Source organism: Nocardioides sp. ChNu-153, assembly GCF_030466625.1.
Lineage (GTDB): Bacteria > Actinomycetota > Actinomycetes > Propionibacteriales > Nocardioidaceae > Nocardioides.
Map to the genome: position 1 here is coordinate 65,914 of NZ_JADEVT010000015.1, position 21,389 is coordinate 87,302.

The 21,389-nt window shown below is 75.4% G+C and carries 21 protein-coding genes, 1 tRNA gene and 1 pseudogene; 7 read left to right on the plus strand and 16 right to left on the minus strand.

Annotation, left to right across the window (positions count from 1 at the left end):
* Positions 1–53: 53 nt before the first annotated feature.
* The 3 genes from INN71_RS15720 to INN71_RS15730 are packed head-to-tail and all read right to left on the minus strand — an operon-like array spanning position 54 to position 2,081.
* On the minus strand, positions 54–662 hold the full coding sequence (locus tag INN71_RS15720) for a hypothetical protein (protein ID WP_301801138.1): 609 nt from the start codon (positions 660–662) through the stop codon (positions 54–56).
* 1 nt (position 663) lies between these two features.
* On the minus strand, positions 664–876 hold the full coding sequence (locus tag INN71_RS15725) for a hypothetical protein (RefSeq protein WP_301801140.1): 213 nt from the start codon (positions 874–876) through the stop codon (positions 664–666).
* Positions 876–2,081 (minus strand): LCP family protein, encoded by a 1,206-nt coding sequence (locus tag INN71_RS15730; protein WP_301801143.1) that lies wholly within the window; start codon positions 2,079–2,081, stop codon positions 876–878. Before INN71_RS15730 ends, INN71_RS15725 begins: the two co-directional genes overlap by 1 nt.
* A gap of 147 nt (positions 2,082–2,228) precedes the next feature.
* Here INN71_RS15730 and INN71_RS15735 point away from each other — a divergent pair.
* Both INN71_RS15735 and INN71_RS15740 read left to right on the plus strand, forming a co-directional pair.
* Positions 2,229–2,304: transfer RNA gene (locus tag INN71_RS15735), tRNA-Arg, on the plus strand.
* A 117-nt stretch (positions 2,305–2,421) separates the two neighbouring features.
* Complete coding sequence (locus INN71_RS15740; protein ID WP_301801144.1) at positions 2,422–2,922, plus strand: hemerythrin domain-containing protein; 501 nt, start codon at positions 2,422–2,424, stop codon at positions 2,920–2,922.
* 144 nt (positions 2,923–3,066) lie between these two features.
* Here the strand turns inward: INN71_RS15740 and INN71_RS18130 are convergent.
* Together INN71_RS18130 and INN71_RS15745 are read right to left on the minus strand one after the other, a co-directional pair.
* Positions 3,067–3,879: pseudogene (locus INN71_RS18130) on the minus strand (alpha/beta fold hydrolase); the annotation flags it as partial.
* 21 nt (positions 3,880–3,900) lie between these two features.
* Positions 3,901–4,209 (minus strand): STAS domain-containing protein, encoded by a 309-nt coding sequence (locus INN71_RS15745; RefSeq protein ID WP_301801146.1) that lies wholly within the window; start codon positions 4,207–4,209, stop codon positions 3,901–3,903.
* Positions 4,210–4,413: 204 nt separating this feature from the next.
* Between INN71_RS15745 and INN71_RS15750 the strand changes: the two genes are divergently transcribed.
* The 4 genes from INN71_RS15750 to INN71_RS15765 are packed head-to-tail and all read left to right on the plus strand — an operon-like array spanning position 4,414 to position 8,169.
* The gene (locus INN71_RS15750; protein ID WP_301801147.1) at positions 4,414–5,574 is read left to right on the plus strand and encodes an iron ABC transporter permease; all 1,161 of its coding nucleotides are present in this window, start codon (positions 4,414–4,416) and stop codon (positions 5,572–5,574) included.
* Between the two features lie 14 nt (positions 5,575–5,588).
* A complete protein-coding gene (locus INN71_RS15755; RefSeq protein ID WP_301801149.1) occupies positions 5,589–6,587 on the plus strand; it encodes an ABC transporter substrate-binding protein in 999 nt (332 codons plus the stop codon).
* Positions 6,584–7,360 carry an ABC transporter ATP-binding protein gene (locus INN71_RS15760; RefSeq protein WP_301801150.1) on the plus strand — a complete coding sequence of 259 codons (777 nt, stop codon included), beginning with the start codon at positions 6,584–6,586 and terminating at the stop codon, positions 7,358–7,360. Before INN71_RS15755 ends, INN71_RS15760 begins: the two co-directional genes overlap by 4 nt.
* A complete protein-coding gene (locus INN71_RS15765; protein ID WP_301801152.1) occupies positions 7,357–8,169 on the plus strand; it encodes a class I SAM-dependent methyltransferase in 813 nt (270 codons plus the stop codon). Before INN71_RS15760 ends, INN71_RS15765 begins: the two co-directional genes overlap by 4 nt.
* A 68-nt stretch (positions 8,170–8,237) precedes the next feature.
* Here the strand turns inward: INN71_RS15765 and INN71_RS15770 are convergent, their stop codons facing one another.
* Positions 8,238–9,113 carry a cation-translocating P-type ATPase gene (locus tag INN71_RS15770; RefSeq protein WP_301801175.1) on the minus strand — a complete coding sequence of 292 codons (876 nt, stop codon included), beginning with the start codon at positions 9,111–9,113 and terminating at the stop codon, positions 8,238–8,240.
* On the opposite strand from INN71_RS15770, the gene INN71_RS15775 reads away from it, so the two are divergent.
* Complete coding sequence (locus INN71_RS15775; RefSeq protein ID WP_277499820.1) at positions 9,007–9,324, plus strand: hypothetical protein; 318 nt, start codon at positions 9,007–9,009, stop codon at positions 9,322–9,324. The two genes, INN71_RS15770 and INN71_RS15775, sit on opposite strands and share 107 nt — an antisense overlap.
* Positions 9,325–9,342: 18 nt before the next feature.
* Here the strand turns inward: INN71_RS15775 and INN71_RS15780 are convergent, their stop codons facing one another.
* The 10 genes from INN71_RS15780 to INN71_RS15825 form a co-directional block, all read right to left on the minus strand.
* Complete coding sequence (locus tag INN71_RS15780; protein ID WP_346812957.1) at positions 9,343–11,256, minus strand: gamma-glutamyltransferase; 1,914 nt, start codon at positions 11,254–11,256, stop codon at positions 9,343–9,345.
* Between the two features lie 139 nt (positions 11,257–11,395).
* A complete protein-coding gene (locus INN71_RS15785) occupies positions 11,396–12,097 on the minus strand; it encodes a histidine phosphatase family protein (RefSeq protein ID WP_277499805.1) in 702 nt (233 codons plus the stop codon).
* A gap of 88 nt (positions 12,098–12,185) precedes the next feature.
* Positions 12,186–12,962, minus strand: a complete 777-nt coding sequence (locus tag INN71_RS15790; RefSeq protein ID WP_277499806.1) for a thioesterase family protein — start codon at positions 12,960–12,962, stop codon at positions 12,186–12,188.
* Complete coding sequence (locus INN71_RS15795) at positions 12,959–15,064, minus strand: biotin carboxylase N-terminal domain-containing protein (protein ID WP_301801157.1); 2,106 nt, start codon at positions 15,062–15,064, stop codon at positions 12,959–12,961. The genes INN71_RS15790 and INN71_RS15795 overlap by 4 nt, the downstream gene beginning before the upstream one ends.
* A gap of 4 nt (positions 15,065–15,068) precedes the next feature.
* Complete coding sequence (locus tag INN71_RS15800; RefSeq protein WP_301801159.1) at positions 15,069–16,694, minus strand: carboxyl transferase domain-containing protein; 1,626 nt, start codon at positions 16,692–16,694, stop codon at positions 15,069–15,071.
* On the minus strand, positions 16,687–17,589 hold the full coding sequence (locus INN71_RS15805) for a CoA ester lyase (protein ID WP_301801161.1): 903 nt from the start codon (positions 17,587–17,589) through the stop codon (positions 16,687–16,689). The genes INN71_RS15800 and INN71_RS15805 overlap by 8 nt, the downstream gene beginning before the upstream one ends.
* The gene (locus INN71_RS15810; protein ID WP_277499810.1) at positions 17,586–18,128 is read right to left on the minus strand and encodes a MaoC family dehydratase; all 543 of its coding nucleotides are present in this window, start codon (positions 18,126–18,128) and stop codon (positions 17,586–17,588) included. The genes INN71_RS15805 and INN71_RS15810 overlap by 4 nt, the downstream gene beginning before the upstream one ends.
* 8 nt (positions 18,129–18,136) lie before the next feature.
* On the minus strand, positions 18,137–19,315 hold the full coding sequence (locus INN71_RS15815) for an acyl-CoA dehydrogenase family protein (RefSeq protein ID WP_277499811.1): 1,179 nt from the start codon (positions 19,313–19,315) through the stop codon (positions 18,137–18,139).
* A 111-nt stretch (positions 19,316–19,426) separates the two neighbouring features.
* Positions 19,427–21,049 (minus strand): AMP-binding protein, encoded by a 1,623-nt coding sequence (locus INN71_RS15820; protein ID WP_277499812.1) that lies wholly within the window; start codon positions 21,047–21,049, stop codon positions 19,427–19,429.
* Positions 21,050–21,216: 167 nt separating this feature from the next.
* Positions 21,217–21,389, minus strand: a 173-nt coding sequence (locus tag INN71_RS15825; protein WP_277501228.1) for an integrase core domain-containing protein, incomplete at its 5' end; no start/stop codon positions are given.

Sequence of the window (21,389 nt, forward strand, 5' to 3'; positions counted from 1 at the left end):
CGTCCGGGTCTCCCGGGCGGGGCGGTGTCGTTCGTGGGTCCGTCAGGCGGGGCTCAGGCGGCGCGGAGCCGCACGACCCAGTACTGCACGCCGTACGGCGCGTCGTCGTGCAGCACCTGCGCGGTCCAGGTGAGCCCCGTCGCGGCGACGGCGGCCAGGTGGCGCCCGAGCGCCGCGAGCGGCGCGACGTCGGCCCACAGGGCGGCGGCCAGGGCGAGGTCGAGGCCCGCGAGGGCCTGCGCGTCGGCGGACGCGAGCGCGGCCCCGACAGCGGCGTCGAAACCCTCGGCGCGCTCGTCGAGGTGGCCCGGCGCCTTCTCGGTGCGGGTCGCGGACCCGTTGGCCACGACGAGCAGTCGTCCGGCGTCGGCCGGCACCTCGCCGGCCACCCGGGCGTCGACCTCGCGCACGTCCGTCGCGCCGGCCTCGGCGAGCAGGTGCCGCGCGACCCGCAGGCCGACCGCGGGGCCGGCGCTGCGGCGTACCTCCGCGGGGGTGGGCGGGCTCGCCAGCACGGTGACGGGCTGCGGGGGCTCCCCCACCAGCCCGGGTACGGCGGCGCGCACCGCTGCGCGCAGGTCCGCCACCGGGTCCACGAGACCCGCGTGCTCGGGCAGCAGCGCGGGCACGCCCGGGACGACGAGGACGTCGTGCGCGGGCACCTCAGCCGCCGTGGTGCGGCGGCACCTGGGCACGCAGCCACGCGTCGCCGGCGGCCTCGCCGGACCCGGGGCCCTCGCGGTCGTCCCGGTCGTCGCTCGTCTGCTCCGGCAGCGTCTCGCCGAAGACCGCGGCGAGGCGCCGGCGGCGCTGCTCGGGGGTCTCGGGGGTCCCCGGGGTGCTCCCGGCGCCCTCCGGTGCGGACGGACCCGGCATCAGGCGCAGAGGCCGTTCTGCTCGGCGATCTCCTCGGGCGTCAGCGCCTCGGCGGGGTCGCTGTCGGTCGGCTCCGAGGTGGCGGAGTCGGTGTCCGTCGGCTCGGAGGTGGCGGACGAGCTCGGCGGGGCGGTGGTGGACGGCGCGGCCGTCCCGCTGCCGCCCGGCGCGATCGTGCCGGTCGAGTCCGTCGCCGTGATCGCCTCGCCGAGGAACTCCCCGGTGAGGGGCTGGTCGGTGCGCACGAGCTCCCAGAGGTCGTCGGCCTCCTCGGTCCACACCAGGCGGTTCGGGTCGGGCGCGTACTCCTCGTTCGGCACGGTGATGAAGGTGATCTGGTCGAGCCCGATGCCGTTGAGCTGCAGCCCGAGGTTGCCCAGCTTGGCGAGGCTGCGGTACTCCGACGAGATCGTCATGGAGCCGGTCACGGCCTGGAGGAAGCCGCTGACGCGGTTCGGGTTCGTCAGGGTGTCGGCCGAGACCACCTTGTTCACCATCGACGCGAGGAACGCCTGCTGGCGCTTGATGCGCCCCAGGTCGCCGTTGGGCGAGCCCTGGTGCCGCTCGCGCACGTAGTCGAGCGCCTGCTCCCCCGTGGCGTTGTAGGTGCCCTCCGGGAGGCTGATGTTGTACTGCTCGTCCTCGATCTCGTTCGGCACGCAGATCTCGACGCCGTCGATGGCGTCGACCATCCGCTCGAAGCCCTCGAAGTCCATCTCGACGACGGCGTCGATCGGCACGTCCGTCAGCGTCTCGAGCGTCTTGACCGTGCAGATGGCGCCGCCGGCACTGTACGCCGTGTTGAACATGACCATCTCCTCGCCGGGGACGGTCTCGGAGTTGTCGTCCACGCAGTCGGGGCGGTCGACGAGCGCGTCGCGCGGCAGGCTGATGCCGTAGGCGAAGTCGCGGTCGGCCGAGACGTGCATGAGGATCGTGGTGTCGGAGCGACGGCCGCCCTCGTCCTCCTTGTCGGAGCCGACGAGGAGGATGTCGAGCGGCTCGCCGTCGGCGACCTGCTCGGGCCGCTCGTAGTCGAACTGCTCCTCCTCGTTCGCGAACTCACCCAGGTTGCTCTCGAGCTGGCGGTAGAGGAAGGTGACGCTCAGCGCCGTGACGAGGGCCAGGGTGAACGCCGTGCCGAGGACGGCGCGCAGCACCGTGTGCCGGCGCTTGCGCCGGGCACGCCGCTTGGGGGTGGACATCGGTCTGCTCCTGGATGCTCGTCGGGCCACGCGAAATCTACGCGGAACCGCCAAGTCGTCGCGTATCGGCGCATGGAGCGGCGACCGGTGGGTACCCACGCACCGCCTGCGAGCCCCCCGCCCGGCGGTGGCAAGATTGCCCGCGCGGCCCCAGTAGCTCAGCGGATAGAGCAGCCGCCTCCTAAGCGAAAGGTCGCAGGTTCGACTCCTGCCTGGGGCACCACGCCGTACCCGCCCCGCGGACGACACGCGGGCCCGCGTCGGAGCGCCACCGCCGGGTACCGGCCGGTCACGGCGCCCGGGTCCCCGCGCGCTGCCCCGAGAGCCATCGAGGAGCCCCATGTCGACCGACGCGATCGTCCTCCTGAGGGACGACCACCAGCAGATCCTCAAGACCTTCTCGGACTTCGAGGCCGCCGGCGAGAACGCGCTGAAGACCAAGCAGCGTCTCGTCGACCGGATGATCGAGCTGCTCACGGTGCACACCTACATCGAGAACGAGGTGATGTACCCCCGCGTCCGCGAGCTCGTGCCGGACCTCGAGGACGACGTGCTGGAGTCCTACGAGGAGCACCACGTGGCCGACCTGCTCGTCGTGGAGCTGGCCGGGCTGACGCCCGAGGCCGAGCGGTTCGACGCCAAGACCACCGTGCTCATCGAGAACGTGCGTCACCACATCGCCGAGGAGGAGGACGAGTGGTTCCCGAAGGTCCGCGAGGCCCTCGGCCGCTCCGTCCTGCAGGAGATCGGCGCCGACATGATCGAGGCGAAGAAGAAGGCGCCGCGCCGGCCCTCGGAGCCCAGCGCGCTCAAGAAGACGATCGACGCCGTCATCAAGTAGTCCCCGCCGCTGCCGGACCCACCGGATGACCGTCGGGGCGGGGCCCCCCCCCCCGGCGCCCCGCCCCGCCGCGCCCGACCCCGCGGGGGGGGGCCGCCCGGCGGCGGGCCGCGGGGCCACGACGGCCGCGGGCAGCGCGTGGCCCATCCCCGGTACGACGACGCGCCGCGCCAGCGGGACCCGCGACGCCAGGCGCTCGGCCGTGGGCGGCGGAGCGACGGGGTCCGCGGGCGCGTCGACGACGAGCACCGGCACGACGATCGCGCTCGTGTCGCGCTCGAGGCCCCGCTGGTCGGCGCGGGCGTGGGCGGTGGCCGCGGAGGGCGTGCCGCGGTGCTCGGCCACCCGGCGCTGACGCTCCTCGTGCTCGGCCGCGTCGAACGGCAGGTCGGGGCCGTGGAGCAGCCGGGCGTGCCGCAGCTGCCACTCCCGCTCGTCGACCGGAGAGCGGTCGCGGCCCATCTCGGCCCACACCTCGAGCAGCTCGGGGAGCGGCGCGGGGGCCTCGCGGTCGTCGAGTGCCGGCGTACCGAGGATCGTGGCACTGAGGAAGCGCTCGGGGTGGTCGACCAGCTGCACCTGCAGCAAGGTGCCGCCCAGCGACATCCCGACCGCGTGGGCCCGGTCGACACCCAGGGCGTCGAGCACCGCGAGCAGGTCGCGGGCGAGGTCCCGCAACGCGTAGGGCCGCTCGTCGAAGGCGTGGGTCGAGCGGCCGGTGTCCCGGTGGTCGTAACGGACCACCCGGTGCCGCTCGGCGAGCCGGTCGACGAGCGCGTCGGGCCACTCGGGACCCGAGGCGTTCGCCCCCATCACCAGCAGGAGCGGCGGGGCGGACGCGTCGCCCGTCGCCTCGACCCACAGCCGGTAGCCGTCGCCCACGTCGACGAACTGCTCGTCCCGGTGGGACCGGTCGGGTCCGTCGGGTCCGTCGGGTCGCCGTTCGCCGCTGTCCACCCGGCCACCGTACGCAGCCGCTCAGCGCGGCGTGCGGTCCACGAGGTCCAGCACGCGGCGGGCGACGCAGCCGTCCGCCGCCCGCACCTCGACGACGACCCCGCACGTGCGGGCGGCCCGGACGCCGTCGTCCAGCTCGCGGACCCCGACGGTGTGGAGCACCTCCACCTCGGTGAGGTCGACCACGAGCCGCCGCACGCCGGTCCGCAGGACCAGCTCGACGAACTCCCGCAGGTTGTGCGCGGCGGGGGCGTCCACCACCCCCCGCACGCCGACGGTGGCGTTGGCGCGGTCGAACGTGATCTCGAGCGATCGTTCCTGCTGGTCCACGGGGCACCTACGAGGCCGTACGACGGGTGCCCGCTGCTCGAGCACCGTCCGGTACCCATCGCCCTTCCCCCGAACCCGACCGGCAGGACGTGACCGACGGGACCCCGCCGGCGGGCCCCGGCGGGCGAGCCCCGGCTGGCGCGACCCTCCCCCGCCATGGGATCGTTGTTGCATGTTGTTCGCGATAAGCACGGAGGGGGCGGGGTGACCACCACGGACGCACCCCCCGTCGTCGCGACGGGACCGCCCGGGCGCGGGGGCCCGGGCGGTCCCCGCGGGGACGGTCCGCGCGCGGACGCCGAGGGCCGCGACCTGCTCGGGCTCGCGGCCCAGCGTCGCCGGGCCGCGCTGTGGACCACCGGCCTGGGCGTGGCGCTGCTGGTGACCGTCGTCATCGGCGTGGGCGCCGGCCCGGTCGGCGTCTCCCCCGGCGACTCCGCGCGGATCGTGCTCCACCACCTCGTCGGCCTCCCGGGCGACGTGACGTGGGAGAGGCGCCACGACGCGATCGTGTGGGAGATCCGCGCGCCGCGCGTCGTGCTGGGCGCGGCCGTGGGCGCCGGGCTCGCGCTGGCGGGGGTCGTGCTCCAGGCGATGGTGCGCAACATCCTGGCCGACCCCTACGTGCTGGGCATCTCCTCGGGCGCGAGCTGCGGCGCCGCGGGCGCCATCCTCTTCGGCGTCGGCGCCGGGTTCGGCGACTACGCGCTCCAGGGCAGCGCCTTCGTCGGCGCCCTGCTCGCCTCGCTCCTCGTCTTCCTCGTCGCCCGCAGCTCCGGGCGGATCACGTCCGTGCGGCTCCTCATGGCCGGCGTGGCCGTGGGCTACGCCCTGTCGGCGGCCACCAGCTTCCTCATCTTCGCCTCCGACTCCGCCGAGGGCTCGCGCTCGGTGATGTTCTGGCTGCTGGGTTCCCTGGGCCTGGCGGCGTGGAACGGGGCGCTGGCCGTGGTCGTCGTCGTGGTCGCCGCCACCGTCGCGGTCCTGGCCGTGGTGGGACGCCGCCTCGACGCGCTCGTCGTCGGCGACGAGACCGCACTGACGCTCGGCGTGCACCCCGAGCGGTTCCGCACCCTGCTCCTCGTGCTCGTCTCCCTCGTGGTCGGCGTCCTGGTCGCCATGGCCGGCAGCATCGGCTTCGTCGGTCTCGTCGTGCCCCACCTCGCCCGCCGCCTCGTCGGCGGGGCCCACCGCGCCGTCGTACCCGTCGCCGCCCTGCTGGGCGCCGTGCTGCTCGTGTGGGCCGACGTGCTCGCCCGCACGCTGCTGGCGCCGCAGGAGATCCCCATCGGCATCATCACCGCCCTCGTCGGCGCCCCCTTCCTGCTGCTCCTCGTCCGCCGCCTCCACGCGGTGCCGTCCTGACCCCGGAGGAACCCATGTCGTCGACCCGCCCCGCCGTCCGTCGCCGTGCCGCGACGGCGACGGCCGCCGCCCTGCTGCTGCCCCTCGTCGGGTGCGGCGGCGAGGCCGCCGGCGACGCGGCCATCTCGGTGGAGAACTGCGGCGCGACCGTCGAGCTCGACGCCGCGCCCGAGCGGGTCGTGATGCTCAAGAGCGCGGCCGTGCCGACGCTCCACGAGCTCGGCGTGCTCGACCGGGTGGTGGCGCGCGCGGGGCTCTACCCCGACGAGTACTACGACGCCGAGACCCTCGCCGCACTCGAGGAGGTGCCGCTGCTGACCGACCGCACCGACACCAGCGGCCACCTGCAGATCTCCCGCGAGGAGGTCGTCGCCGAGACGCCCGACCTCGTGCTCGGCGAGACCGAGAACCTCACGCGAGAGACCCTCGCCTCCTCCGGCATCGAGCTCGTCGAGGAGCCCGCGTTCTGCGGCTCGCTCGAGGGCGACGCGACCTTCGAGGACCTCTACGACCAGGTGCGCCTCTACGGCGAGGTGTTCGAGCGCGCCGACGAGGCCGACGCCTACGTGGGCGAGCTGCAGGACCGGGTGGCGGAGATCGAGGCCCGCGTCCCCGCCGGCGAGGACCGCACCGTCGCCGTGCTCTACCCGACCGTGGGCGGCGGCGTCACCTACGCGTACGGGCGGGGCTCGATGTCCGCCCCCCTCGTCGAGGCCGCGGGGCTGGAGAACGTGTTCGGCGACGTCGGCGAGCGCGTGTTCGAGGTCGGCGCCGAGGAGCTCGTCGAGCGCGACCCCGACGTGATCGTCGTGCTCCACAGCGACGGCGACCCCGCCGAGGTCGTCGACGCGGTCGCCGACCTGCCGGGCGCCGACGCCCTGCGCGCGCTCGAGTCCGGCGCCGTGCTGCCCCTGCTCCTCAACTTCGCCGAGCCCCCCACGCCGCTGGCCGTCGACGGCCTCGACCGGCTCGTGACGTTCCTGGCGCAGACGCCCGCCGGGCCCACCGCGTGATCGCCGGGCACCGGGTGCGGCACCGCTACGGCGACGCCGTCGTCGTCGACGGTGTCGACATCGCGGTGCCGGCCCGCCGGACCGTCGGACTCGTCGGCCCCAACGGCAGCGGCAAGACGACCCTGCTGCGCGCGCTCTACGGGTCCCTGCAGCCGACCGAGGGGCGCATCGAGCTCGACGGGCGCGACCTCGCCGACGTGCCGCGCCGCGACCTGGCGCGCGCCGTCGCCGTGGTCGTGCAGGAGCACAGCGTCGACCTGCCGATGCGGGTCGCCGACCTCGTCCTCCTCGGCCGCCTGCCCCACCAGGGGCTGTCGGGGCGGCCGTCGGTCCACGACCAGGAGGTCGCGACCGACGCCCTGCGGCAGGTCGGCGCCCTCCACCTCGCCACCCGTGAGTACGCCGGGCTGTCCGGCGGCGAGAAGCAGCGCGTGCTCATCGCCCGGGCCCTGGCGCAGGAGGCCGAGCACCTGCTGCTCGACGAGCCCACGAACCACCTCGACATCCGCTACCAGCACGAGGTGCTCGACCTCGTCGCGCGCCTGCCGGCCAGCGTCGTCGTGGTGCTCCACGACCTCAACCTGGCCGCCCGCTACTGCGACCACGTCGTCGTGCTCGGCGCCGGTCGGGTCGTCGCCCAGGGCCCGCCCGACGAGGTCCTCGTCCCCGAGGTCCTCGAACCCGTCTACGAGGTCCAGGTGCGCCGCGTCGACCACGACGGCGACATCAACCTCGTCTTCCGCAAGGCCACCACCACGAGGAGCAGCGCATGACCCTCCAGCAGACCGCCGTCGGGGCGCCCACCACCCCCGGGACGACCTCCGGGACCGGCGCCGGCGACGACGTCGACCTGCAGGCCCGGCTCGACCGCTACTGGAGCGGCCGCGCCGCGGCGTACCACCAGCGGCAGGTCGAGGGCGAGCGCGCCCCGCACGACCGGGCGCTGTGGCACCGGGTCTGGGGTGGCGCGCTGCCGCCCGCGCCGGCGCGCGTGCTCGACGTCGGGACGGGCACGGGGTACGTCGCGAGCGTGCTCGCCGAGCTCGGCCACGACGTCGTGGGGCTGGACAGCTCCCCCGGCATGCTCGCGGAGGCCGAGGACGACGCGGCCCGCCGCCGGGCCGCGGGCCTGCCGGCGGCCCGCTACGTGCTCGGCGACGCGGTCGCGCCCCGCGGCGTCGCCGTCGGCCTCGACGCGGTCACGAGCCGCTACCTGCTCTGGACGCTGCGCGACCCGGTGACCGCGATCCGCGCGTGGGCCCGCCTGCTGCGCCCCGGCGGCACCGTCGCGTGCGTCGACGCGAACTGGTACCCCGGCGGCATCGACCGCGGCGTCGCCGTCGAGTCCGCGGACGGCCCCGGCGCCTTCGGCGCGACGTACGACGCCCCCACCGAGGCCGGGCTGCCGCTCGCCAACGCGACCGGCGTCGAGGACCTGGTCGCCGTCATGGAGGCGGCCGGCCTCGTCGGCGTGCGGACCACCCGCCTCGACGAGGTCGCCGAGCTCGACCGCCGCTTCGGGATGTCGCCGGGGCACGAGTCCCGCCCCCAGTACCTCGTCACGGGCCGCACGCCGGCCTGACCCGCACCCCACCCGGTTCGTGGGGGGAGCGCCGCGAAAACACTGGCGCTGGTACCACGAACCGAGGATCAGGCCCCGGGCTCGGCGTCGGACCCCGGCTCCGCGCGGTGGCGCGGTCGGGGCTCGAGGCGGTAGCGCGTGGTGCGGCTGCTGTTGGCCACGACCGCGATGGACGAGGCGTTGTGCAGCACCGCCGCGGCGACCGGCGACAGCGCGCCGGCGGCGCTGACGGCGAGCCCGGCCGCGTTGACCGCGATCGACATGCCGTAGTTCTCCCGGATCGTCGCGACCGTGTGCCGCGAGAGGCCCCGCAGCTCGAGCAGCTTCGCGAGGTCGTCCCCCGCCAGCGCGATCTCGGCGGTCTCCAGCGCCACGTCGGTGCCGCCGATGCCCATCGCGATGCCCACGTCCGCCAGCGCGAGGGCCGGGGCGTCGTTGGTGCCGTCGCCGACCATCGCCACCGTGTAGCCCTCGGCCTGCAGCGCCCGCACCACGTCCTGCTTGTGCTCGGGCATGACCTCGGCGCGCCACTCGTCGATGCCGAGCTCGGCGGCGACGGCGGCGGCCACCTGCGGGTGGTCGCCGGTGAGCATGACGATGCGCTCCACGCCGTCGGCGCGCAGCGCCCGCACCACCTCGGCCGACTCGGGGCGCACGGTGTCGCGCAGGCTGACGAGCCCGGTGAGCACGCCGTCGACGGCGAGGAGCAGCGGCGTCTCGGCCTGCGCCTGCAGCTGGGCGATCCAGCGCTCGGCGGCCGCGTCGACCGCGATGCCCTCGCGCTGCAGCAGCGCGGTGCTGCCGAGCAGCAGGGTGCGCCCGTCCGCGATGGTGCGCATGCCGAGGCCGAGGAGCACCTCGCACTCCTCGTGCTCCGGGATCGCGATGTGCCGCTCCTCGGTGGAGCGGATGACGGCCTGGGCCAGGGGGTGCCGCGAGTGGATCTCGGAGCTGGCGGTCGCTGCGCACGGCGGTGACGGGGTGCCGGACGGCGCGGTCCGCCTCGCGGTGACGTCACTGCTCCACATGCTCGACGGCGAGGCCCTGCTGCAGGCCATCCTGCCGCGCCCCGACCTGGAGGAGGAGCGGCTCGTGGCCGCCGCCGGCCTGTACGCGGCCGTGCTCACCGGCCGGCTGGACATCACCGGCGACTGAGGCGGCGACCGAACGCCGTCACCGGCCGACGGCGTACCCCTGGGCCCCGCGCGGGTTGGCGGCGCCGAAGAGCAGACCGGTGGCGAGGTCGCGTCCGACGGTGGAGATGCGCCCCAGGGTCCACGGGCCCGAGAGCGTGACGTCGTGCCCGCGCTCGCGCAGCTCGGCGACGACGTCCGCGCCCAGGCGGTCCTCGACGACGACGCCGCCGGGCTCCCACGTGCGCGGCCAGAACGAGCTGACGATCGAGGTGGTGTGGAACGCGGGGGCGTCGATCGCCTCCTGCGGGGTGTAGCCGCCGACGAGCAGGCGCAGCAGGTAGAGCAGCTGCCACTGGTCCTGCTGGTCGCCGCCCGGCGTGCCGAGCGCCGCGAACGGCACGCCGTCGCGGCTCAGCACGGTCGGGCTCAGCGTCGTGCGCGGGCGGGTGCCCGGCCGCAGCGCCGACGGGCTGGCCTCGTCGAGCCACGTCATCTGCAGCCGGGTGCCGAGGCAGAAGCCGAGCCCGGGGATGGTCGGCGACGACTGCAGCCACCCGCCCGACGGCGTCAGCGCGACGAGGTTGCCGGCCGCGTCGACGACGTCGACGTGGCAGGTGTCGCCCCGGGTCTCGCCGTTGCGGGCCACGGTGGGCTCCCCGACGCCGACCGGGCGCGCCGGCCGCCCCGCCGGCTGGCCCGGCCCGGGCGGGCCCGCGACCTCGACGTCCTCGGGTCGACGCAGGGGCGGGACGAACGGCACGAGTCCCGCCACCTCGCCCGGCCGGAACTCCAGCGACGCCGTCTCGCCGACGAGCCGGGCGCGGGCTGCGGCGTACTCGGGCGAGAGCAGGGCCTCGAGCGTGGCGCGGTCCGCCGAGCCGCCGTAGTGCGCGTCGCGGTCGGCCATCGCCAGCTTGAGCGCCTCGACGATCGTGTGGACGCCGAGCGCCGTCGAGGGGTCGAGCCGCTCGTCGGGGAGGTGGTCGAGGATGGCCAGGGTCTGCAGCAGCACGGGGCCCTGGCTCCAGAAGCCGGCCTTGTGGATCGTCGTGCCGCGGAAGGACGCGGTGACCGGCTCCTCGAGGCGCACGGGGTCGTCGGCGAGGTCTGCGAGCGTCAGCACGCCGGCGTGGTCGGTGCCCGACGAGTGCCTGTTCGGGGTGCGGCCGTGGGCGACGACGGCCTCCGCGACGCCGCCCGCGCGCCACTCGGCCCGCGCGGCGCGCACGCGGTCCTCCCGGGTGCCGCCCGCGGCGTCGGCCAGGTCGGGCGCCTCGGCGGCGGCTACGAGGCGGCGCAGCGTGGCGGCGTACGCCGGGTTGCGGACGACCTCGCCCGGCTCCGGCGCGCGGCCCTCCGGCATCCACAGCGCGGCCGAGTCGGGCCAGTGCTCGGTGAAGTGGTCGCCCATGACGGCGACGGTGCGGCACAGCTGGGCACCCGCCGCGTGCCCCTCCTCGAGGTAGTGCACCGCCGGCGCGAGCACGTCGCCGAGCTCCCACGTGCCGTGCTGCTCGAGGAGCGCGAGGAGCGACTCGACGGCGGCCGGTACGGCGGCGGCCAGCGCCCCGCTGCCCGGCACCGTGGTCAGGCCCTCCGCGCGGAGGTGCTCGATGGTGGCGCCCGCCGGCGCCGGTCCCTGGCCGTTCACGACCACGGGGTCGCCGCCCGCGGGGGCCAGGATGCCGACGAGGTCGCCGCCGGGACCGTTGAGGTGAGGCTCGACCGCGTGCAGCACGAAGGCGGCGGCCACCGCCGCGTCGACCGCGTTGCCGCCGCGCTCCAGCACGGACTGGGCGCTGCCCGCAGCCAGCCAGTGCGTCGCGGCGGCCATGCCGAACGAGCCCGTCAGCGTGGGGCGCGTCAGGTCGGCCGGCGGCGGGGTGAAGGACCGGCCGGGCGCGGAGCCGGGCGTGGGGGCGGGCGAGGGCGTGGAGGTCGCGTCGGGCACGCGTCGAGCATGCCAGGCGCGGTGACCACCGCCGGTCCGTGGTGGCCCGGGATTCGTGGTAGCAGCGCCGCGGAAAGCCTGGCGCTGCTCCCACGAACGGGGACGGGCGGGCAGGCCGTGCGCCCCTGCGGCCTCCGGCTCAGCGCCCCGAGGTCTCCTCGGCCTCCTCGACGGCCTCCTCGGCGCTGTCGCCGGTGACGTCGTGGGCTGCCTCGTCGGAGAGGTGCGCGCCGCCGAAGGGCTCGCCCGACCAGCGCAGCAGGCGCCACCCGGCGTCGGGGTCGCCCTCGAGCACGGCGCCGCCGGTGTTGCCGAGGCGGGACCCGGCGAGCTGGTCGCGGTCGGCCTGCGCGACGCGGATGCCCACGTACGCGCGGATCGCGGCGCCGTGGCTCACCACGAGCGAGGCGGCGCCGTCGGTGGACCGCTCGGCCACCACGCGCAGCGCGGCGTCGTAGCGGGCGAGGAACGCGTGGCCGCTCTCGCCGTCGACGAGGGCCGCGTCGAGGTCGCCGTGCAGCCAGGCGGCGACGCACCCGACGTACGCCCGCACGGCCTCGACGCTCGTGCCCATCTCGTGCTCACCCGCACTGATCTCCCCGAGGCCGTCGACGACCTCGAGCGCCAGCCCGTGGGCGGCGACGAGCGGGGCCGCGGTCTCCTGGGTGCGCACCCGGTCGGACGCGTGCGCCCGCGCGAAGGTCTCGCCGGCGAAGGAACCCACGAGCGCGTCGGCCTGGCGACGTCCGAGGTCCGTCAGGGAGGCGCCGGGGGCGGCGGTGTCGAGGGCACCGGCGACGTTGGAGGAGGTCTGGCCGTGCCGCACGAGGATCAGGCGCACGGGACCACCCGCGCCGGCGGGGCCGCGGTCACGGCGGGGACGAGGGGGGCGAGGGGCACGCGTCGAGCCTAGCGACCGGGGCGGCGGCTCAGCCGGGCCGGACGGTGAGCAGCTGGTTGCTCGTGCCGACGGGTCCGGTGGCGTCGTGCAGCACGCTCGTCGTCACGCCCAGCCCCTGCGGCCCGAACGAGACGGTCGTGTCGAACCCCAGCCAGTCGCCCGTGGGGGCCCGCAGCAGGTGCGCCGTCAGGTCCACGTTGGGGAACGCGACGCGGCGCGGGTCGACCCGCACCGTCATCCCGTTGCTGATGTCGAGCAGCCCCGCAGCACGGGCGGTCGGGCTCACCGGCTCGTCGGCGACGAGCGGTACGGCGGGGCGCGCCCAGAACGAGGCCCGTCCCGGCTCGATCTGGCGGCGGCGCACGTCGACCGACGCGATGAACCCGCCCGGCCAGACGGTCGTCGGGTCCCACGCCGGGACGTCCTCGGGGCCGGCGATGCGGGGCAGCGCCGACGCGGCGACGGTGGCGGTGGTGCGCTCCTCGAGCAGCCAGGCGCGCAGCGTCACCGCTGCACGACCGCCGGCGCACATGGTGGCCTGCACCAGCTCGATCGTGCGCCCGGGGCGCAGCACCTCGACCTCCACCTCGACCTCGCCGAGCGGCATGGTGCCGAGGACGTCGGCCGAGATCCGGGCGGTCAGCAGCGCGTCGTCGCGCCGGGCGTCGCGGTCGAGCTCGATCGCGTGGACCAGGAGGCCGAGGGCGGGTGCGACGTGCTGGGCCGTGGTGTCCCAGGCGCCGCCCGTGTGCTCGGTGGCCCGGAACCGGCCGGGCCCCGTCCGCTCGTAGTACGCATCGCTCACGGCGGGTCCCCCTGGTCGTCGGCGGTCCCGTCCGGGGCCGCCCGGTGATCTTCCTCGCCCCCGGCCGTCGGCGCCACCTCCACGAGCACGGAGCCGAGCGCGACCTGGGCGCCGGTGCTCGCGCCCAGGACCGCGACGGTGCCCGCGAACGGCGCGCGCAGCGCGATCTCCATCTTCATCGCCTCGAGGACGACGAGCACCTGGCCCGCCGCGACCGCGTCGCCGACGGCGGTGCGCACGTCGAGCACGGTGCCCGGCATGGGCGCGGTGAGGGCGCCGTCCCCGACCGGTGCAGCGCGGTCGCCGGGCGGCAGCGGACGGGCGAGGACGTGGCGCTGGCCGCGGTGCGCGACCTCGACCGCGTGCCGCCGGACGGCGACCGTGACGTCCACCCGCTCGCCGTCGACGAGGAGCGACAGCTCGCGGACCTCGGCCCCTCCGGCCGCGTCCCCGGTGCCCGCGGGGAGGACCCGCTCGCCGAGCAGACGCACCTCTGCGGTCCCGCCCCCCTCCGGCGTCACCCCCGTCCCGTCGACCACGACGGCGGTGTCGCCCAGCACCGTGCGCCACGGCGCCCGCGCACCCGCGATCCGCCAGCCGTCCGCCCGGAAGGCGCCGCCACCCGCCCGCGATCGCCCGGCGCGCGCGTCGGCCCACGCGCCGACGACGAGGGGCACCGCCGGGTCGGGTGCGGGCACCTCGGCGTGGTCGAGCCACGCGGTGTGGATGCTGGCGTCGCGGAACTCGTCGGAGGCCACCAGCGTGCGCAGGAAGCCCGTGTTCGTCGTCAGCCCCAGCACGACGGTGCTGTCGAGCGCGGCCAGCAGCGCGCGCCGGGCGGCCTCGCGGTCGGGGCCCTCGGCGACGACCTTGCCGAGCATGGGGTCGTACGCCGTCGTCACCTCCTGGCCCGACTCGAGCGCGTGGTCGACGCGGGCCGCGGTGGGCCACCGCACGTACGACGCCGTGCCCGCCTGCGGGAGGAAACCGCCGTGGCTGTCCTCGGCGTACACCCGCGCCTCGATCGCGTGCCCGACCAGCACGAGGTCGTCCTGGCGCACCGGCAACGGCTCGCCCGCCGCGACCCGCAGCTGCCACTCGACGAGGTCGATGCGCGCCGGCTCACCGGCCGCGCCCGCGGGACCACCCGCCCAGCCGGCACCCCGCACCCGGCAGACGGCCTCGGTGACCGGGTGCTCGACCTGCAGCCGCGTGTTCATCTCCAGGAAGAAGAAGTCGCCGGAGTCGACATCGAGGAGGAACTCGACGGTGCCCGCCCCGACGTACCCCGCGTGCTCGGCGAGCCGCACCGCGGCGCTCGTCAGCCGCTCCCGCAGGGCGGCGTCGACCGTGGGTCCGGGGGCCTCCTCGAGCACCTTCTGGTGGCGCCGCTGCGTCGAGCAGTCCCGCTCGAAGAGGTGCAGCACGGTGCCGTGGGTGTCCCCCACGACCTGCACCTCGACGTGGCGGCCGCGCTCGACGTACCGCTCCACGAGGATCGTGTCGTCCCCGAACGCGCTCAGCGCCTCGCGGCGGGCGGCCGCGACGGCCTCGTCGAGGTCGCGCGGGTCGCGCACGACCCGCATGCCCTTGCCGCCCCCGCCGGCGGCGGCCTTGACGAGCACGGGGCCCGACCAGCCGCCCGCGTCATCCGCGTCACCCGCGTCGCCCCGGGGCACGACCGGTACGCCGGCGGCGACGGCGATCTCGCGGGCGGCGTCCTTGCGGCCCATCTGCTCCATCACGGCCGCGCTCGGCCCGACGAGGGTGACGCCCGCGGCCTCCAGGGCGGCGGCGAACGCGGCGCGCTCGGAGAGGAACCCGTAGCCGGGGTGCACGGCGTCGGCCCCCGCGGCGACCGCGGCGGCGACGACCTCGTCGACGTCGAGGTAGGACGCGACCCGCACCGCCCGGTCCGCCGCGCGCACGTGCGGGGCGCCGGCGTCGAGGTCGGTGTGGAGGGCGACGGTGCGCAGCCCCATCCGGGTCGCGGTGCGCAGCACCCGGAGCGCGATCTCGCCACGGTTGGCGACGAGCAGCGTGCGCAGGGGGCGCGCGGCCGGGGCGGTGGAGGTCGGGGTGGCGGTGCTCGGGGTGGTCATGGCCTCACATCCGGAAGACGCCGTAGGCGGGCGGGGGCACCGGTGCGCCCGCGGCGGCCGCGAGGCCGAGCGCGAGCACGCGACGGGTGTCGACGGGGTCGATGACGCCGTCGTCCCAGAGCCGGGCGGTGGAGTAGTACGGCGAGCCCTGCGCGTCGTACTGGGCCCGGATGGGCGCCCGGAACGCCTCCTCGTCCTCGGCCGACCACTCCTCGCCGCGGGCCTCGAGCCCGTCGCGGCGCACGGTGGCGAGCACCGCGGCGGCCTGCTCCCCGCCCATGACGGAGATGCGGGCGTTCGGCCACATCCACAGGAAGCGGGGGTCGTAGGCGCGTCCGCACATCCCGTAGTTGCCGGCGCCGTAGGAGCCGCCGACCACCACGGTCAGCTTGGGCACCACCGAGCACGACACGGCGGTGACGAGCTTCGCGCCGTCGCGGGCGATGCCGGCGTTCTCGTACTCCCGGCCGACCATGAACCCCGAGATGTTCTGCAGGAACACGAGCGGGATGCCGCGGGCGTTGCAGAGCTCGACGAAGTGGGCGCCCTTGAGCGCCGACTCGCTGAAGAGGATGCCGTTGTTGGCGACGATCCCGACCGGGTGGCCCTCGATGCTCGCGAACGCGCACACGAGCGTCTCGCCGTAGAGCGCCTTGAACTCGTGGAACCGGCTGCCGTCGACGATGCGGCGGATCAGCTCCCGCACGTCGTACGGCGTGCGCGGGTCGGCGGGCACCACGTCGTACAGGCTCTCGGCGGGGAACGCGGGCTCCTCGAAGTCGGGGTCGTACGGCGCGCCCCGCCCGCCGTCGAGCCCTCCCCCGAACACCCCACCGCTGCCCGGCACCGGGGTCGGCGGCAGCGTCGCGACGGCGTCGCGCAGGATCGCGAGCGCGTGGTCGTCGTCGTCGGCGAGGTGGTCGACGACGCCGGAACGCCGGGCGTGCACCTCCCCGCCACCGAGCTCCTCGGCGGTGACGACCTCGCCGGTCGCGGCCTTCACCAGCGGCGGGCCGCCGAGGAAGATCGTGCCCTGCTCGCGCACGATGACCGTCTCGTCGCTCATCGCCGGCACGTAGGCGCCACCCGCGGTGCACGAGCCCATGACGGCCGCGAGCTGCGGGATCCCCTGCGCCGACATCTGCGCCTGGTTGAAGAAGATCCGCCCGAAGTGCTCGCGGTCCGGGAAGACCTCGTCCTGCATCGGCAGGAACGCGCCGCCGGAGTCGACGAGGTAGAGGCAGGGCAGCCGGTTCTGCAGCGCGACGGTCTGGGCGCGCAGGTGCTTCTTCACGGTCAGCGGGTAGTAGGTGCCGCCCTTGACCGTCGCGTCGTTCGCGACAACGACGACGGTGCGCCCGCTGACCCGGCCCACGCCCGCGACGACCCCGGCCGACGGGACGGTGTCGGGACCGCCGGGCTCGGCGCCGTACATGCCGGTCGCGGCGAGCGGCGCGATCTCGAGGAAGGGGCTCCCCGGGTCGAGCAGCCGCTCCACGCGGTCACGCACCAGCAGCTTGCCGCGGTCGGTGTGCTTGCGGCGGGCGGCCTCGGAGCCACCGGCGCGGCCCTCGGTGAGCGCCGCCATCCGGGCCCGCAGGTCGGCGGCGAGCTCGCGCAGGTCAGCCATCGGACGTCGTCCCCTCTCGGTGGTCGCCGGACTCGCCGATCTCCACGGTCGCGCTGGTCTCGCCGGTCGCGCCGCGCTCGGCGAGGCGCAGCACGCGCCGCGCCTGGGCGTAGATGGGCCCGTCGACCATGCGGCCGCCGTGGGTGCCGACCCCGCCGGCGGCGTGGGCGGCGAGCAGGTCCCGCGCCCAGGCGACGCGCTCGGCGTCGGGTGCGAAGGCCTCCCGGATGACCGGCACCTGGCTCGGGTGGATCGCCACGCCGGCGTCGAAGCCGACCGCCACCGCGTCCTCGCAGGCGGCGCGCAGGCCGTCGGTGTCCGCGATGTCCATGTGCACGCCGTCGAGCGCGAGGCGCTCCGCGGCCTTGGCGGCGACGAGCACCCGGGAGCGGGCGTAGCGCACGACGTCGCGGTAGGAGGAGTCCGCGCGGCGGCTGGCCGTGCCGCCGAGCCCGGCGACCAGGTCGTCGGCGCCCCACATCATCGCGACCACGCCGGGCACCTCCGCGAGCACACCGGCGTGCTCGACCCCGCGTGGGGTCTCGACGAGGCAGAGCACGTCGTGGCCCGCGGCGACGACCGCGGCGACCTCCGCCGGGCGCTCCGCCTTGGGCAGCATCACGCGGCGCACACCCGTCGCGGCGGTGAGGGCGAGGTCGGCGGCGAGGTGCGCCGTACCGGCCGCGTTGACGCGCACGACGGTGCGGTCGGGATCGAGCACCCCGTCCGCCGCCAGCTGCCGTACGGCGGCCCGCGCCGCCTCCTTCGCCGGCTCGGCCACCGCGTCCTCGAGGTCGAGGATCACGACGTCGGAGCGCTCGAGCGCCTTGGCGTAGCGCTCCGGGCGGTCCGCGGGGCAGAAGAGGAAGCCCGGGCCCGGCTCCCAGGCGCTCACGCGGCGCCCCCGTCGGCGCCCCCGTCGGCGCCCGGCGTGCCGTCCGGGGCGGTGCGCACGAGGGTCTGGCGGGTGGCGGTGGCGACGACCACGCCGTCCTGGTTGCGCGCCGTGTGCTCGAGGGTGACGACGCCCTCCCCGGGCCGGCTGCGCGAGAGGCGCTTGTCGACCACGAGCGTCTCGGCGTAGAGCGTGTCCCCGTGCCGCACCGGCGCCGGGAACGCGATCGCGGAGAACCCGAGGTTGGCCACGATCGTGCCCTGCGTCAGCTGCGCCACGGACAGCCCGACGAGGGTGGAGAGGGTGAACATCGAGTTCACCAGCCGCTCGTGGAACGGGCCCTGCTCCGCGCTGGCCGCGGCGTCGAGGTGGAGCGGCTGCGTGTTCATCGTCAGCGTCGTGAAGAGCACGTTGTCGGTCTCCGTCACCGTGCGTCCGGGGCGGTGCTCGTAGACGGTGCCGACCTCGAGCTCCTCGAACCACAGGCCGCGCTGGGTGATGCGGCGCCGCTCGGCGCCGCTGCCCGTCGGGTCGCTCATCGGGCCGCTCACTCGACCGGGAGACCGAGGCCGCGGGCGATGAGCATGCGCTGCACCTCGGAGGTGCCCTCGCCGATCTCCAGCACCTTGGCGTCGCGGTAGAACCGGGCGACGGGGTACTCCTCCATGAAGCCGTAGCCCCCGAACACCTGTGTCGCGATGCGCGTCGCGGTCACCGCCGCCTCCGTCGTCTGCAGCTTCGCGATCGAGGCGGCGTGCTTGAACTTCTGGTACGGCGCGCCCGCGTCCTTCAGCGCCGCCGCCCGGTAGGTGAGCATCCGGCCCGCCTGGAGCATCACCTCGAGGTCGGCGACCTGGAACGCCACCCCCTGCTTGCGCCCGATCGGGCCGCCGAAGGTCTGGCGCTCGCCGGCGTACGCGACGCAGAGGTCGAGGCAGGCCTGCATGCAGCCGACGCTCAGCGCCGAGATGGCGACCCGGCCGTCATCGAGGGTGGCGAGGAACTGCGCGTAGCCGCGGCCCCGCTCGCCGAGCAGGTTCGCGGCCGGCACCCGGCAGTCCTCGAACGACAGCGGGTGGGTGTCCGAGGCGTGCCAGCCCAGCTTGTCGTAGGCCTTCTCGGCGGTGAAGCCGGGCGTGCCCGCGGGGATCATCAGCGTGCTGATCTCCGGTCGGCCGTCGGGGCGCGTGCCGGTGCGGGCCGTGATGTTGACGAGGCTCGTGATGGCCGAGCCCGAGTTGGTGATGAACTGCTTGGCGCCGTCGACCACCCACTCGTCGCCGTCGAGGCGCGCCTTGGTGGCGGTCGCGCCCGCGTCGGACCCGGCGCCGGGCTCGGTGAGCCCGAAGCCCGCGAGCGTGCGGCCCGCGACGAGGTCGGGCAGCCACGTCTCCTTCTGCTCCGCCGTCCCGTAGGTGAGCACCGGGTTGATCCCCAGCCCGACGCCGGCCTGCAGCGTGATGCCCATCGACTGGTCGACGCGCCCCAGCTCCTCGATCGCCAGGCAGAGCGACGTGAACCCGCCGTCCTCGCCGGAGAGCCCGGCCCCGCCGTACTCCTCCGGCGCGGTGAGCCCGAACAGGCCGAGGTCGCCCATCCGGTGCACGACGTCCGTCGGGAAGTGGTGCTCGCGGTCCCAGCGCGCGGCGTGCGGCGCGATCTCGGCCTCGGCGAACTCCCGCACCGAGCGGCGGAACTCCTCGTGCTCCCGTGACAGCTCGAACATGACGTCCTCTCGGATGGGGTGGCGCGACCGTCGGTTAATGCTCGCTAACCGCGGGCGGGGTGAGGTTATCGGTCGTTAACCCAGCGGGCAAGAGGTGGGAGGGTGGGCGCCTCACGCGCCGCCGAGGCCGAGCAGGTCGGTGCTGCGCTCGCGCATCTCGACCTTGCGGACCTTGCCGGTCACGGTCATCGGGAACTCGTCGACGACGAGCACGTGGCGCGGGATCTTGAAGTGGGCCAGCCGGCCCTCGCAGAAGGCGCGCACGGCGGCCGCGTCCAGCGGCTCGGCCCCCGCGCGCACCCGCACCCAGGCGCAGAGCTCCTCGCCGTACCGCTCGTCGGGCACCCCGACCACCTGCACGTCCTCGACGTCGGGGTGGGCGTGGAGGAACTCCTCGACCTCGCGCGGGTAGATGTTCTCGCCGCCGCGGATCACCATGTCCTTGATGCGGCCGACGATGGTGCAGTAGCCGTCCTCGCGCATGACGGCGAGGTCGCCGGTGTGCATCCAGCCGTCGGCGTCGACCGCCTCCGCGGTCTTCTCCGGGTCGTCCCAGTAGCCGAGCATGACGCTGTAGCCGCGCGTGCAGTACTCCCCCGGCTCGCCCCGCTCGACGGTCGCGCCGCTCACCGGGTCGACGACCTTGACCTCGAGGTGCGGGTGCACCCGCCCGATGGTGGCGGTACGGCGCTCCGCGTCGTCGTCGGCCAGGGTCTGGCACGACACGGGCGAGGTCTCGGTCATGCCGTAGGCGATGGACACCTCGGCCATGTGCATCTCCTCGACGCAGCGCTTCATCACCTCCACCGGGCACGGCGAGCCGGCCATGATCCCGGTCCGCAGGCCGGTGAGGTCGGTGGTCGCGAAGTCGGGGTGGTTCTGCAGCGCGATGAACATGGTGGGCACGCCGTAGAGGGCCGTGCAGCGCTCCTCGGCCACGACCCGCAGCACGGTCGCGGGGTCGAAGGCGGGGCCCGGGACCACCATCGTGGCGCCGTGCGTCACGCACCCCAGGTTCGCCATCACCATCCCGAAGCAGTGGTAGAAGGGCACGGGGATGCACAGGCCGTCGGCCGCGGTCAGGCGGATCGTCTCGGTGACGAGGTGGCCGTTGTTCAGGATGTTGCGGTGGCTGAGCGTGGCGCCCTTGGGGAAGCCCGTCGTGCCGCTCGTGTACTGGATGTTGATCGCGTCGTCCGGAGCCAGCGTCGCGGCGACCTGCGCGGTGGCGTCGTCGGGCAGGTCGGCGCCCGCGGCGGCGAGGGCGGCCCAGTCGTCGGTGTCGAGCAGCACGACCTCGCGCAGCGCCGGGCACTGGTCGCGCACGCCGTCGAGCATCGCCCGGTAGTCGCTGCCACGGAACCCGCTGGACGCCACCACCAGCGAGACCCCGCTGCGGTGCAGGGCGTAGGCGAGCTCGTGGCTGCGGTACGCCGGGTTGATCGTCACCAGCACCGCCCCGATCCGCGCCGTGGCGAGCTGGGTGATCGTCCACTCCGCGCAGTTGGGCGCCCAGATCCCGACCCGGTCCCCCGGCTGCACCTCGCGGGCCAGCAGGCCTCGGGCGGTGCGCTCGACGTCGTCGGCCAGCTCCCGCCACGTCCACCGGCGCCCGCTCGCCACCTCGACGAGCGCCTCGCCGTCGGGGTGCGCGGCCACGGTGCGGGCGAACGCCTCGCCGATCGTCTCCTCGAGCAGCGGCGGCTCGGTCGGGCCGGAGTCGTAGGACAGCATGCGGGTCTCCCTCGTCGTGGCGGACCCCGCCAGCCAACCCGCCTGTGACCCGCGACACAACCCTCCGGGGAGGGGTACGGCGCGCTCGCCCCGGCGTCGCGGTAGGAGCGGTAGTCGGTGGCTATCGCTGGTACCGCGACCCTCCGCCGGTGGTTGAGGTGCTCGCGCTAGCTGTGATGTCCAGGGACGTTGGTCAGCCTGGTGATGGGTGGGTGGCCGCCGATGGCGGTGTGGGGCCGGTGGTGATTGTAGAAGTGCAGCCAGGTCTCGAGGGTGTCGTCGCGTTGCTGGGTTGAGGGGTAGTGGCGGGCGTAGGCCCAGCCGTCGGCGAGGGTGCGGT